Annotated in this window: 12 protein-coding genes; 2 read left to right on the plus strand and 10 right to left on the minus strand. The window is 44.4% G+C overall.

What is annotated here, in order from left to right; translation table 11 throughout:
- From H571_RS0104735 to H571_RS0104745, 3 genes are all read right to left on the minus strand, one after another.
- On the minus strand, positions 1 to 591 hold the full coding sequence (locus H571_RS0104735; RefSeq protein ID WP_027848306.1) for a YggT family protein: 591 nt from the start codon (positions 589 to 591) through the stop codon (positions 1 to 3).
- A 67-nt stretch (positions 592 to 658) separates the two neighbouring features.
- Complete coding sequence (proC, locus tag H571_RS0104740; protein ID WP_027848307.1) at positions 659 to 1,504, minus strand: pyrroline-5-carboxylate reductase; 846 nt, start codon at positions 1,502 to 1,504, stop codon at positions 659 to 661.
- Positions 1,505 to 1,520: 16 nt separating this feature from the next.
- Positions 1,521 to 2,228, minus strand: coding sequence for a YggS family pyridoxal phosphate-dependent enzyme (locus H571_RS0104745; protein WP_027848308.1), 708 nt, complete (start codon positions 2,226 to 2,228; stop codon positions 1,521 to 1,523).
- Between the two features lie 28 nt (positions 2,229 to 2,256).
- Here H571_RS0104745 and H571_RS0104750 point away from each other — a divergent pair, with 28 nt between their 5' ends.
- Together H571_RS0104750 and H571_RS0104755 are read left to right on the plus strand one after the other, a co-directional pair.
- On the plus strand, positions 2,257 to 3,291 hold the full coding sequence (locus tag H571_RS0104750; protein ID WP_027848309.1) for a type IV pilus twitching motility protein PilT: 1,035 nt from the start codon (positions 2,257 to 2,259) through the stop codon (positions 3,289 to 3,291).
- A 3-nt stretch (positions 3,292 to 3,294) separates the two neighbouring features.
- On the plus strand, positions 3,295 to 4,428 hold the full coding sequence (locus tag H571_RS0104755) for a PilT/PilU family type 4a pilus ATPase (RefSeq protein WP_027848310.1): 1,134 nt from the start codon (positions 3,295 to 3,297) through the stop codon (positions 4,426 to 4,428).
- A gap of 195 nt (positions 4,429 to 4,623) precedes the next feature.
- Here the strand turns inward: H571_RS0104755 and H571_RS0104760 are convergent, their stop codons facing one another.
- The 7 genes from H571_RS0104760 to mgtE are packed head-to-tail and all read right to left on the minus strand — an operon-like array spanning position 4,624 to position 13,405.
- Positions 4,624 to 5,862 (minus strand): heme biosynthesis protein HemY, encoded by a 1,239-nt coding sequence (locus H571_RS0104760; RefSeq protein ID WP_027848311.1) that lies wholly within the window; start codon positions 5,860 to 5,862, stop codon positions 4,624 to 4,626.
- Positions 5,859 to 7,043: a uroporphyrinogen-III C-methyltransferase gene (locus H571_RS0104765; RefSeq protein ID WP_027848312.1), complete on the minus strand. Its 1,185-nt coding sequence runs from the start codon at positions 7,041 to 7,043 to the stop codon at positions 5,859 to 5,861. The genes H571_RS0104760 and H571_RS0104765 overlap by 4 nt, the downstream gene beginning before the upstream one ends.
- 32 nt (positions 7,044 to 7,075) lie before the next feature.
- Entirely contained in the window at positions 7,076 to 7,843 is a 768-nt protein-coding gene (locus H571_RS14250) for a uroporphyrinogen-III synthase (protein ID WP_051168153.1), read from the minus strand.
- Between the two features lie 3 nt (positions 7,844 to 7,846).
- Entirely contained in the window at positions 7,847 to 8,779 is a 933-nt protein-coding gene (gene hemC, locus H571_RS0104775) for a hydroxymethylbilane synthase (RefSeq protein ID WP_027848313.1), read from the minus strand.
- A gap of 40 nt (positions 8,780 to 8,819) precedes the next feature.
- Entirely contained in the window at positions 8,820 to 10,664 is a 1,845-nt protein-coding gene (gene glmS, locus H571_RS0104780; RefSeq protein ID WP_027848314.1) for a glutamine--fructose-6-phosphate transaminase (isomerizing), read from the minus strand.
- 10 nt (positions 10,665 to 10,674) lie between these two features.
- On the minus strand, positions 10,675 to 12,036 hold the full coding sequence (gene glmU / locus H571_RS0104785) for a bifunctional UDP-N-acetylglucosamine diphosphorylase/glucosamine-1-phosphate N-acetyltransferase GlmU (RefSeq protein WP_027848315.1): 1,362 nt from the start codon (positions 12,034 to 12,036) through the stop codon (positions 10,675 to 10,677).
- Positions 12,037 to 12,061: 25 nt separating this feature from the next.
- Complete coding sequence (gene mgtE, locus H571_RS0104790) at positions 12,062 to 13,405, minus strand: magnesium transporter (protein WP_027848316.1); 1,344 nt, start codon at positions 13,403 to 13,405, stop codon at positions 12,062 to 12,064.
- Between the last annotated feature and the right edge of the window lie 12 nt (positions 13,406 to 13,417).

A 13,417-nucleotide genomic window follows, 5' to 3' on the forward strand; every position in this document is an offset into this window, starting at 1 on the left:
CTAAAAACCAATAAATCTGGCTACTGGCAGACCAGCTAACTGGGCTAGAGTGCCAACAAGCAAGCTAGAAAGTAGGTTAATACCTAAAAACACAAAGATTGGCGATAAATCTAAACCACCTAAGCTGGGAATAATTCTTCTAACCGGCGCCATGACTGGCTCGGTTAATTGATAAACCAATACTGCACCTGGGTGGTTTGCCTGAGGTGCAACCCAGCTAAGTACAATAGAAATTATTAACATAAAGAAGTACAAATCTAAAATGGTTTTTACTACTCCAGCAACACTGCCAATAAGAATATTGCCAATGCCTGCTCCTGCTAACAAACCAGTTAAATAAAGGGCTAGCGCTATACCTAAGGCTTTTATTGCTAGGGCAAAAAGTAGGCTGGCTAAATCTAATCGCCCTTGCGGTTTAATTATTGCTTGAAGCGGTAAAATAACTGGATTCGTTGCTTTTACTACGCCCTGAGTAATAGGGTTGAAATAATCTGCTTTACTTAAATGCAGTAAAAACCTTAGCACCACTATAAAAGTAGCCATGCTGAATAACAGCTGAACAAAAGAAGCCAAACCTGCGCCCATTCCCATATTAATACTCCGCTAACTTAGCTCAATAATTGTTTTCTTTTACTATTCTACGTTATGCGCCCTGAACCTAGCAGCCTTTTAGTTCTTCTGCTAATTCTGCCGCTCGATTTGCTGCTGCCTGTGCTGCGCTTTCTACTAACTTAGGCAACCCCTGCTCAATAAATGTTTTTAGTGCCTGCTCTGTTGTTCCACCGGGTGAAGTAACCTTACGCCTTAGTTCAGCTGGCAAGTCTTCTGATTCAACCAGCATTTTACCAGCCCCTGCCGCGGTTGCCTTGGCTAACTCTAAAGCCAGCTCAGAACTCAAACCTAATTTTTCTCCCGCCACTGCCAAGGCCTCGGTAAATAAAAAGTAATAGGCAGGGCCTGAACCAGAAATGGCTGTCACTGCATCTAACTGCTGTTCTTCTTCCACCCAATAAGCTTGACCAACCGCTTGCGTAATTTGTTCAACCCAAGCACGCTGCTGTTCATTCACCCTAGCCGTAGCATAAAGCCCTGCAACCCCAGCACCTAAAAGCGAAGGCGTGTTTGGCATAGAACGTACCAGAGGCAGGTTGCCACCCAGCCAACCAAGTAGAAGATCGCTAGTTAACCCCGCAGCTATGCTTAAGATTAGAGGCTTTTTTTCTTGCACCACCTCTACCAAGGACAAGCACACCTCCTGCATGACTTGAGGCTTAACACCTAAAACCAGCATATCTGCCCAAGCAGCTGCTTGTTGGTTATCCGTCGTAATGGTTATGCCGGTTTCTTTTGCTAACAACTCTAAGCTTTCTAAATCTCGACTCGTAGCCATTAAAGAGGCTGCGGGAAAACCTTGTTTTATTAGGCCACGTAGAATGGCACCACCCATATTACCCGCACCTATAAAAGCGACTCGGGGTTGATCTTTAGTGTTTAACTGCTTCATCTTATTTTCCTATCACTTAAACCTTAGGCTCACGAGCACCGAAAATTGCTGTGCCAATTCTAACGAGAGTACTACCTTCTGCTATTGCCGCCTCTAAATCACCACTCATACCCATAGACAAGGTGGTTAAGTTTAATTCGGGTAAGGCTTGCATTAGTTGGGCTTGTAAATCAGCCAACTGGGCAAAAGCTTGGCGCTGCTGGGTAAAATCTTCGCTGACTTTAGGTATACACATTAAACCGCATACTTCCAAACGGGGCAGCTCAAGTAGTTGCTTGGCAAAACCTAAGACTTCAGAAGGCAGTATTCCAGCCTTGCTGGCTTCATTACTAATATTTACTTGAATAAGCACCTTTAACTTAGGCAACTTAGCTGGCCGCTGGTCATTTAGCCGTTGGGCTATTTTTTGCCTAGCTAGGGTATGTAGCCAAGCAAAGTTCTCCGCTATTTCTCGTGTTTTATTGGACTGAACAGCCCCAATAAAGTGCCACTCTAGTTCGGGTAAATCTGCTAGCTCTTGTTGTTTTTGCAAAGCTTCTTGTAAGTAGTTTTCACCAAAGGCTTGCTGGCCTGTTGCTGCCGCAACCCTTATTGCTTCAGCAGGCTGAGTTTTACTCACCGCTAAAACTTTGACCTCCGAGGGGTTACGACCAAATTTATGACAAGCTTGCTCTACCTGTTGGCGAACCTTTGCGATATGCTCAGTAATGACAGAATGCAACATTAGGTTATTCTTTTTTCAAGGGTTGTGAATGGATATTACAGAATTACTCGCCTTTTGCGCAAAACAGAAGGCTTCTGATCTGCACCTTTCTGCAGATCTTCCCCCGATGATTCGAGTCGATGGCGATATACGTCGTGTCAATGTTCCGGCCATGAGTCATAAGGAAGTTCATGCTTTAGTTTATGACATAATGAATGACAAGCAACGACGTGACTACGAAGAGTTTTTAGAAGTCGACTTTTCTTTTGAGTTGCCTGGTCTGGCTCGCTTTAGGGTTAATGCATTTAACCATAACCGTGGCGCAGGTGCTGTTTTCCGTTTAATTCCATCGCAAGTGCTCACACTCGATGAACTAGGCATGGGTGATGTGTTTCGTAACCTTGCTATGTTGCAGCGTGGTTTGGTGCTGGTTACTGGTCCAACGGGTTCTGGTAAATCGACCACCCTTGCCGCCATGATAGATTACGTTAATGAACGTAAAAATGCTCACATCCTTACCATTGAAGACCCTATAGAGTTTGTGCATGAATCTAAAAAGTGCCTAGTTAATCAGCGTGAAGTCCACCGCGACACCCTTGGCTTTTCTGAAGCACTGCGCTCAGCTTTAAGAGAAGACCCAGACATTATTCTTGTGGGTGAACTACGCGACTTAGAAACCATTCGCCTAGCCTTAACAGCAGCAGAAACCGGTCACACTGTTTTTGGCACGCTACACACCACGGGTGCAGCCAAAACCATTGACCGTATTGTGGATGTTTTCCCTGCGGAAGAAAAATCCATGGTGCGCTCCATGTTGTCGGAATCTTTGCAAGGCGTGGTATCACAGATGCTGCTAAAAAAAGAAGGGGGTGGGCGTATTGCCGCTCACGAAATAATGATAGGCACACCTGCTATTCGTAACCTTATTAGAGAAGATAAAATTGCTCAAATGTACTCGGCTATTCAAACGGGTGCAGTCCACGGTATGCAAACCATGGATCAGTCACTTAAACAGCTGGTTTCTAAGGGGCTAATAACAAAAGAAGCCGCACGTGAAAAAGCCAAACAACCCGAAAGCTTTTAACCTATGAAATTTACTGACTTTTTAAAAACGATGGCAGAGCGCAAAGGCTCTGACTTATTTATTACTACTGGCATGGCACCCTCAATGAAAGTTGACGGGCAACTAGAAGCCTTAGTTGATCAAAAGCTATCCGCAGATCAGGCACGAGAACTGGTTCTTGGCATAATGAATCAAGAACAACGAGAAGAGTTTCGTGCCAAAAAAGAGTGTAACTTTGCCATTAGTGCGGCTGGTATAGGTCGCTTTAGGGTCAGTGCTTTTTATCAACGTAACCAAGCGGGTATGGTTCTTCGCCGTATTGAATTTGATATTCCGCAGCTAGATGCACTTAATCTACCGGAAATCATTAAAGACCTTGCCATGACTAAGCGGGGCTTGATTCTTTTTGTTGGTGCAACAGGTACAGGTAAATCCACCTCTTTGGCTTCAATGATTCAATACCGTAATGAAAACTCACGTGGCCACATTATTAGTATTGAAGACCCAATTGAGTTTATTCACCAACATAAGCAGTGCATTGTTACTCAACGAGAAGTTGGAATAGATACAGAAAGCTTTGAAGTGGCACTTAAAAATACACTACGCCAAGCACCTGACGTTATTATGATAGGTGAAGTGCGTAATCGAGAAACCATGGAGTATGCACTCGCTTTTGCTGAAACTGGCCACCTTTGTTTAGCCACGCTTCATGCCAATAATGCTGACCAAGCACTGGAAAGGGTTATTCACTTTTTTCCAACCGAACGCCACCCACAAATTTTTATGGATTTATCACTTAACCTAAGGGGTATTATTGCTCAACAGCTAGTACCTACGCCTGATGGCAAGGGGCGCAGAGCAGCGATAGAAATATTGCTTAATACACCCTTGGTTTCAGACATTATTCGTAAAGGTGAAATTCATCAATTAAAAAACCTAATGAAAAAATCACGTGACTTAGGTATGCAAACCTTTGATCAGGCTTTATTTGATTTATTCAACCAAGGTTTAGTGAGTGAGCAGGAAGCCTTATTACATGCTGACTCACCCAATGATTTACGTCTAATGATTAAGTTGGGTAGTGACAGTGCGGGTGACTCTTCTGGCTCTAATATTTTTGACAAAGCAGCTAGTAAGTTTACCTTGCAAGATGATTAACTAAGTAAAAAAAAGCCACCCTGGGGGAGGGGTGGCAAAGACTCGCTTGATGATGAGGAGAACCTGAAAAGAGCGGGAACCTACCGCACAGCTAAAAGCTTAAATTCTTTCAGGCTTAGAGATCTCTCGACCTGTTAATTAATGATAATCAGTCTCATTATCTTTGGCAAGTCTTTTTTTGAGAATAATTCGTATTTATTTCTTTGTTGGTAAGGGTAAGGTGGGTAGCTGTCTCTGCAAGCCTTGCATAGCAAGCTTTTGAAAGAAATCTGCTTTACGCTCTTCACCCAAAGCGAGGTAAAGTTGCGACATTTCTGCACAAAGCTGATCTTTAACTTCCAACTGGTAGCTCGCCTGATAGTACTCTAACGCTTTTCCCCACAAGGCTTGCTGTTGGCTAATTCTAGCGAGCGCATGAAGTAGTACTGGGTCATTCGGTCGTTCTTTTAACCATTGTTCTGCCTCTAATAGGCGTCGTTTAGGCTCAGCTTCTTTAGGTAACAAACCATAGTGTTCTACAAGCTTAGCCGACCAGGTATCTTTTAAACTTCGATTAAGTAACTGTTCAGCTAAACCTAGCTCTCCCTGCTTAATCAATACCTTTAGCCAAGCCAGTATTAGCTCGTCTTCGAGTTTCATTCTTGAGGGCAAGCCTTCCCATAAATCTTTGACTGCCATAAAGTTATCGGCAAGGCGCACATCCCTTAATAGCTCATCTAACCTACGTAAATAGACCTGCCTTTCTAGCTGATTTAATTCTTCTAATGAGCCAATTTGATGACGACGTAACTCTGGTAAAAGCTGTATAAGGGGTTTCCAGTCAGCCAAGGCTAGGTGTACATCTCTTAGTTGGCGCAATACCACTGGGTGACTAGGCACTTTTTCATGTAAACGAACCAGGGTAGCTAAGGCTTGTTCATAGTGACCTTGATCTAGCTGAATTCGAGCCTGCAAAAAATCTATTGCTATGCCAGCAGAAGGTGTTGATTTTTCTGCTTCTTTTAGAAAGGTTTCAACGTCTGCATTCTTGCCTTCATAATGAGCAGCTTGAGCAGCCGCTAGGTAGTTTATTAGGGGTGCACCACTATATTTAGCCGACTTAGAAAGCAGTTTTCTTGCTCTACGCCAACGCCCTTGCGCTAATTCAACTAATCCTTTTACTGTTAGTTTAAGTGCCCGTTGGTTTTTAAAGCGCAAATGCCTATCTTTTAAACCACGCAAAGGGTGAACCAACCAGCCTAGAAAGTGTAATAGCCAAGCAGCAACCCACCAACTAATAACCACTAGTACCAAGGCTGTCCAAAAAGACATTTCTATACTGGTTTTTCCGTCGGGCAATACCAGTAAAAAATAACCTGTACCTTTTAATAGTTGCTGCCCTACTAGCACCGCAGCAGCAAGAAAAAACAACCATAAAAAGACGCGCTTAATCATGGCTGCACCTCTTGTTTCATTGTTTCTGAGGGGGCTTCTTCAGGTGAAACCGGTAGTTTTAAGCTATAACGCTGAACAATAAAGGCTTGCAAACTAGCTAGGCTGGTTTCGGTTTCTGGTAGTTTTTGCTGTACTTTTTGTGCTATCAAAGCGTGTAGTTGGGTATTAAAGGTTTGGGTTGCTGGTTGGTTAGTATCAAAGCCTTCTAAACGCTTCTGCGCACCCGCCATACTCGTTTCATAAAGCTGCTGTTCGCCTCTTAGTGCTGCCCAAGACGCTTGAAGCAAGAGTGAGCTGAGTTGATGACGCAGCTCTAGCTCTTCGGCTGTAAAGGGCAGGGCTTCTAGGGGTAGCTCACGTTGGCGCACCACAATTAGGTTCTTAACTTCTTGCCATAGGTATTGGTACCAAGTAAGTTCTGCTGCAATTTCACTAGCCTTAGCTAGATTAAGTGAGGGGGCTTCTGGGAGAGGCTGAACCTTTAATACTAATGCTTGATCTGCTAATTTTTGTAAGCCTAGCGCTATAGAAACCCTATCAATTTTAGGCAAGGCTTTAAGTTCTTCTATGTCTTCTAATAAATCACTGCGTACGCCTAAAGTGCCGGGTACATTAGCTTGTTTTAAACGCTGATCAGCCGTTGTCAGTAGTGTTAAAGCACCTTCAATATCTTCTTCAAGTTGTAAGCGTTGATTAGCTAAGCGCAACAGGTATTCAACTTCTGCCAATAACCAATCATGCGGCTTAGGTTCACTCGACTTGGCTAACGATTGTTGTATATCAGTCAAATGAAGCTGTTGATTTTCAAAACTTCTCTGAAGGTAGAGCTGGCGATCTTGTATATCACCTATAGCTGTTAAGCTTTTTAAAGGTGCTTGTAATGCTTGTTTTGTTGGTCTGTCTGCTAGCTGTTGCTCTAGTTGTATTAGTTGTTGATAACCATGCCAACCAAGCAAAGCCGTTGCAGCAAGGGCAGTTAACACCAAAACAAATAACCCCGTTGTTACTAGCCAGATTTTATTTTTTGCAGGTTTTTTAAGGGTGGCAGCAGTGGAGGGCGTTTTTTGCGGTGATGTGGCTTGCTTAGCACTGGATGTCGCTTTAGTTTGCTCAGCTTCTTTTTTGTCAGCCGGTTCTGCCGTCTGTTTGTTATTTTCGTTTGCTGATTGCTTCGCAGACATAACCTTTCCTCTTAAATGCCTAGCTCTTTAATTTATAAAGCTAAAGCCTTAATTGCGGCTAAAATAGCTTCTGACCCTGCACCATCTGTATTAACAACTCGGTTAAAACCCATTTCTCGTGCTTGTTGTTCTATTCGGTAACTAGGTACTAATAACCAGCAGCGATTCAGCTGTTCTTCTAGTCTTGGTGAATCAGTGAACCTAGTTTTTACAAAAGCTAAATATTGGGCTAAAGCATCGCCACTGGTCACGACTAAAACTTGGTGGCTCCCGGCTAATAACTCTTCAACCTGTTGCGGGTTTAACTTAGGTTTTACTCGTTCATAAAGCGGCAACACACTGACTTTAGCACCTCGGGCGGTTAGGCTGTCATACAATAAATCTCGCCCACCTAGCCCTTTAACTAATAAGGCTTTTTCACCGGCTAGCTGGTGTAATTCTGGGTGCAATAATAGGTCTTCGCTTTTATCGCCTTGTTCAGGACAAACGGCTTCAATGCCTGCTTGCGCTAACCTGAGTTTAGTCCCTTGACCTACTGTGTACCAGTTCACACCTACCGGCCACTGCGGCCAAAAGTCTTCTAATAGTTCTAACAAAACATCGGCAGCACTAGGGCTAATAACCACCACACGCTGAAACAGGTCTAAATCCATTAACCACTGTTTTTGTTGGGCTTGCAAAGTCAGCGGTTCAATCGCCAATAAAGGCACATTGTTCACTTGGTAGCCTGCCGCTTGCAGGGGCAAAACCAACCGCTCTGCCATGGCTTCAGGGCGGGTGGTTAATATTTTAATGGGCAAAGTTTAATCTACCTTAAAACCATAAACTTTAGACAAAATTTCACCTGCACCCTGAGATAAAAGGTCTTCGGCTACTTTAATTCCTAAAGCAACAGGGTCACTGGCTGGGCCTTTAGCTTCAGCACGTAAAATAAGCGTTCCTTCCGGTTCGCCCACTAGCGCACGTAGCCACAGCTGATCGCCTTCTAAAATAGCATAGCCACCAATTGGCACCTGACAACCGCCTTGCAAGCGAGTGTTCATGGCTCTTTCTGCCAACACGCAAGTAGCAGAAGGTACATCGTTTAAAGGTGCAACCAAAGCAGCGCAGCGTTCGTCGTCTTCTCGCAGTTCTATGCCTAAAGCACCCTGACCACAAGCCGGTAAAGAAATTTCGGCTGGAATGTCTAAGCGCACTCGCTCACCCAAGCCCATGCGTTGCAGGCCAGAAGTAGCTAATAAAATAGCATCGTAATCACCAGCATCTAGCTTGCCCATACGAGTTTGAATATTACCGCGCAGCCATTCCACTTTTAAATCGGGGCGGTTAGCCAAAATTTGGCAACTGCGGCGCAGGCTAGAAGTACCTACAATACTGCCGGCTGGCATAGCATCAAAGGAATCATACTTATTTGATACAAAAGCATCGGTAGGTGCATGGCGTTCTAAAATGGGACCAAGCATCAAACCTTCTGGAAATTCCATAGGTACATCTTTCATGGAATGCACGGCTATGTCGGCTTCGCCATTTAACATGCAGGCTTCTAGCTCTTTAACAAACAAACCTTTGCCGCCAATTTTTGACAAGGGCGTGTTTAAAATAATATCGCCCTGCGTTTTAATGGGAACCAACACCACTTCTAAATTAGGGTGCAAAGCTTCTAAACGGGCTTTAACGTGTTCCGCCTGCCACAAGGCTAAAGGACTACGACGCGTGGCAATTTTTAACTGAGACACAAGAACTCCAAAATTTTAAGCGGTTTATCTAATCTACAAACTATTCAACAGTAACAGACTTAGCCAAGTTACGCGGCTGGTCTACGTCGGTGCCTTTAAGTACAGCTACATGATAAGAAAGCAACTGTAAGGGCAGGGTGTAAATAATAGGAGCCAATACATCATGTATAGCAGGAAGGTGGATAACCTTCATGCCTTCTTCTAGCTCTAAGAAACTATCTGGGTCGGCAAATACAAACAGTTCACCGCCCCGCGCTCGCACTTCTTGCAGGTTAGATTTTAGCTTTTCAACTAGGTCGTCTTTAGGTGCCACTGCAATGACTGGCATAGTGTCATCTACTAAAGCTAAAGGACCATGCTTTAACTCACCGGCTGGGTAGGCCTCGGCATGAATGTAAGAAATCTCTTTTAGCTTTAATGCGCCTTCAAGCGCAATGGGGTAATGGCTACCACGGCCTAGGAATAAGGCATGGTTTTTCTCGGCAAAATCTTGTGCCATCACTTCTATTTGCTTGTCTAGCTGTAAGCTTGCTTCTGCAATACGTGGCAAAGAACGCAAGGCCTGAACCAACTCAGCTTCCACTGCATCTTTTGCTTGTGGATCGGGCAGGTGGGCACGGCGCAAAGACAAGGTTAACAACAGCAAGGCGGTTAGCTGAGTAGTGAAAGCTTTGGTTGAAGCCACGCCAATTTCTGGACCGGCTTGGGTCATAAGGCTTAGATCAGACTCGCGCACCAACGAAGAACCTGGCGCATTACAAATGGCCAGCGAGCCTAAATAGCCAGCGTTTTTAGCAAAGCGTAACGCTGCAAGGGTATCGGCGGTTTCGCCCGATTGGGAAATGGTTACAAACAAGCAGTTTTCGGCAACCACCACATCGCGGTAACGGTATTCGCTAGCCACTTCCACTTGGCAGGGCAAACCAGCTAGGCGTTCTATCCAATAACGCGCCACCATGCCAGCATGGTAACTTGTACCGCAGGCGATAATTTGCACCTGTTTAACCTTGGGCAATAATTCCATAGCCACTGCGCCCAAAGCCTGTGGCAAAACTCGGCTGTCGGAGATACGGCCTTCTAGCGTGGCAGCAATAACGGCAGGCTGTTCATAAATTTCTTTCAGCATAAAGTGGCGGTATTCGCCTTTTTCTGCTGCTTGGTTGCCGTGTTCCCATTGCAGGATTGGGCGTTCAATTTTTTCGCCCTGCTGATTAATAATGCGCTGTTCGGTTAAAGTTAGGGTGGCAAGGTCGCCTTCTTCTAGGTAAATAAAGCGGTCGGTTACTTGCAACAAGGCTAGAGGATCTGAAGCACAGAAGGTTTCGCCTATGCCCACACCTATAACCAGCGGACTGCCTTTTCGGGCGCAAACCAGTTCATTTGGGTGTTGTTGATGAATAACCGCCAAAGCATAAGCACCCTCTAGTTGAGCAATGGTTTGTCTAACGGCTTCGGTCAAGTCTTGGGTTTGCTGATAAATTTGGTGAACCAAGTGCGCCACCACTTCAGTGTCTGTTTCTGAAGTAAATTGATAACCTGCCGCTTGTAACTGCTTTCTTAAGGGTTCGTGGTTTTCAATAATGCCGTTATGTACTAAGGCCAACTCATCACTAGAAAGGTGGGGGTGAGCATTATTTTCACTTGGCTTGCCGTGGGTTGCCCAGCGGGTGTGTGCCACACCCAAATGACCTAAGAGGGGGTTAGCCAACAATTTGTTTTCAACTTCAATAACTTTGCCTTGGGCACGGCAACGCTGTAACTTTTTTTCCGTGTTAATGATTGCCAAACCAGCCGAATCATAGCCTCGGTACTCTAAACGCTTCAAACCTTCTAATAAAATGGCGCTGACATTACGTTCAGCCACTGCACCAACAATACCGCACATAGTAGTTTTCCTATTTTTTAACCGGTTTAGGCCAGTTAGCTTTTTGTAATTGTTTGGCTCGGGTCACTGCAAGTGCATTATCATCAACTTTACGAGTAATGGTTGATCCTGCACCCACGGTGGCTCCTGCTCCTATTTCTACTGGTGCAACTAGGCTGCTATTAGAGCCAATAAAAGCACCAGCACCAATTTTAGTGAAGTGTTTATTCACACCATCATAGTTACAGGTAATTGTGCCAGCACCAATATTGGCATTAGCACCTACATCTGCATCACCTATATAACTTAGGTGGTTAATTTTAGCGCCCTGCCCCACCTGCGTTTTTTTGGTCTCAACAAAGTTACCAATTTTGGCACCTGTTTCTAGGTGGGTTCCAGGACGTAAACGAGCAAAAGGGCCAACTTGGTTGTCGCCATCCAGTGTTACATCTTCTAAATGACTAAAAGCCGCTAGCTTAACGCCTGGACCTAAACGGGCATTTTTTAGAATACTATAAGGGCCAACCTCTACCCCTTCGGCTAGTTCAACTTGGCCTTCAAAAATACAGCCTACGTCTATAAAAACATCACGGGCGGTACTTAGTTCACCGCGCACATCTAAACGGGCTGGGTCGGCTAGGCTGACTCCAGCGGTCATTAACTTATCGGCTTGCTCTAGTTGATAAACCCTTTCTAATTCTGCTAGCTGTAAGCGATTATTAACCCCTTCCACCTCAGCGGTAGAAGCTGGCTGTACGGTTTCTATTAGCGTGCCTTCTTGATAAGCCATAGCAATAATGTCGGTTAAATAATATTCGCCCTGTGCATTATTGTTAGAAAGCTGGGGTAGCCAACGATTTAGTTGCTTGCTGGTAACCGCTAGAATGCCGGTATTTATTTCTTGCACGGCTAGCTGCTGCTCATTGGCATCTTTTTGTTCAACTATTGCCGCTACCTTTTGTTGTTCATCACGAATAATCCGACCATAGCCGCTGGGGTTATCTAACTTAACGGTTAGCAAACCTAGGCTAGTTGCTGTGGCATGAACTAAGAGTTTTTCTAGGGTAGCGGCTTTGATGAGTGGCACATCACCATAAAGAATTAGCACTTGGCTGTTTTCACTTAGCTTAGGCAAGGCTTGAGTCACCGCATGACCAGTGCCTAGTTGTTCAAGTTGTTCTACAAAGGCCACATCATCTGCAGCTAAGGATGCACGTACTTTATCTGCACCATGACCTACCACTAGGTAAATACCACTAGCCTTTAAACTACGAACAGTGTCAACCACATGGCCAACCATAGGCTTGCCAGCAATAGGGTGAAGCACTTTTGGTAGGGATGAGCGCATTCTTGTTCCCTGACCAGCAGCTAGAATCACAACTTCAAGCGTCATAACAACTCCACAAAAATGATTTTAATTAAAAGGCTAAGACAGAGGTGGCAATAGCAAAGTAAATAAGTACGCCTATAATATCAGCAATCGAGGTTACTAAGGGGCCGCTTGCAGTTGCTGGATCCCAGCCTACTTTAAGCAGTAAAAAAGGCAGGGTTAAACCAATTAAACTGCCGACCAGTACAATAAGCACCATGCTGTAAGCGACTACTTGAGCTATTTCTATACCACCACGCCAAAAACCTATACCCACGATGGCAAGTGCCATGGTTAAACCTAAAAAGGAAGCGACAATTAACTCGCGTATTAATAACCTGCCCCAGTCTTTAATGCCTATATCACCTGTGGCTAGACCACGAATCATTAGGGTAGAGGCTTGTGATCCTGCATTGCCACCACTAGCAACCAACAAGGGTAAAAAGAATACTAGCACCACATAGGCTTCTATCATTTCTTCATAAAAGGCTATGCCCGCGCCAGAAAGAATATTGGCAAATACTAAAAGCACTAACCAGTTAACTCGGCGACTATAGAGGTTACGAATAGTGGCCTGCCCAAAACCTTCATCGGATGGGCCAATAGATGCACCCTTATGCATATCTTCCGTAGCTTCTGCTTCTGCTACATCCATAGCATCATCGTAAGTCACTATGCCAACAAGGCACTGCTTATCATCAACTGCGGGTAAAGCTAATAAATCATAGCGGCTAATTAATCTTGCTGCTTCTTCTCTTGGTTCAGCAGCATTTATGCTAACCAGCTCTTTGGTCATTACCCTATCAACCTGAGCATCTGGTTTGGCTAGAATTAACTGCCTTAAAGATATTCCACCTACTAGCTGATGGTCTTCATTCAGTATAAATATTTGATAGATGGTTTCTGCATTAGGCGCAGTATGACGTACAACTTCTAGGGCTTGAGCAACGTTAGTTCCTGCAACAACGGTGACATAATCACTCGACATAACTGAGCCAGTCGTGCCTTCTTCATAACTTGCTAAACGGCGTATATCTTCTCGCTCTTCTTTTGCTAAGTGCCTTAAGATACTTTGCCGTTTTATTTCAGATAAACCATTAAAAAAGTCAGCTCGTTCATCTGAGTTCATATGAACAAAAAGCTGGGACAAACCTTTTTCTGTCATTTCCTCAGCTAAACCACACTGACTGGCAACGTCTAGATAACCAAAAACATCTGCGCGTTCTTCTAAGCGTAGGTAGGTTAAAAGCTTTAGACCCAACTCAGGTGTTTGTCGACGAACAAATTCAGCTAAATCAGCTGGCTGAATATCTATGACCAGCTGCTCAAGTACCAGCGTGTCATCTTCTGCCATGGCTTTATGTAAACTAGCTACCTGCTCGTCACTTATCATGTTTTTTTCCTA

Source organism: Marinospirillum minutulum DSM 6287 (genome assembly GCF_000422325.1).
Lineage (GTDB): Bacteria > Pseudomonadota > Gammaproteobacteria > Pseudomonadales > Halomonadaceae > Marinospirillum > Marinospirillum minutulum.

Excerpts from the sequence above, each read along its gene's own strand:
- H571_RS0104735 (WP_027848306.1), bottom strand. The coding sequence starts at position 591 with ATGGGAATGGGCGCAGGTTTGGCTTCTTTTGTTCAGCTGTTATTCAGC.
- proC (WP_027848307.1), bottom strand. The coding sequence starts at position 1,504 with ATGAAGCAGTTAAACACTAAAGATCAACCCCGAGTCGCTTTTATAGGT.
- H571_RS0104745 (WP_027848308.1), bottom strand. The coding sequence starts at position 2,228 with ATGTTGCATTCTGTCATTACTGAGCATATCGCAAAGGTTCGCCAACAG.
- H571_RS0104750 (WP_027848309.1), top strand. The coding sequence starts at position 2,257 with ATGGATATTACAGAATTACTCGCCTTTTGCGCAAAACAGAAGGCTTCT.
- H571_RS0104755 (WP_027848310.1), top strand. The coding sequence starts at position 3,295 with ATGAAATTTACTGACTTTTTAAAAACGATGGCAGAGCGCAAAGGCTCT.
- H571_RS0104760 (WP_027848311.1), bottom strand. The coding sequence starts at position 5,862 with ATGATTAAGCGCGTCTTTTTATGGTTGTTTTTTCTTGCTGCTGCGGTG.
- H571_RS0104765 (WP_027848312.1), bottom strand. The coding sequence starts at position 7,043 with ATGTCTGCGAAGCAATCAGCAAACGAAAATAACAAACAGACGGCAGAA.
- glmS (WP_027848314.1), bottom strand. The coding sequence starts at position 10,664 with ATGTGCGGTATTGTTGGTGCAGTGGCTGAACGTAATGTCAGCGCCATT.
- glmU (WP_027848315.1), bottom strand. The coding sequence starts at position 12,036 with ATGACGCTTGAAGTTGTGATTCTAGCTGCTGGTCAGGGAACAAGAATG.
- mgtE (WP_027848316.1), bottom strand. The coding sequence starts at position 13,405 with ATGATAAGTGACGAGCAGGTAGCTAGTTTACATAAAGCCATGGCAGAA.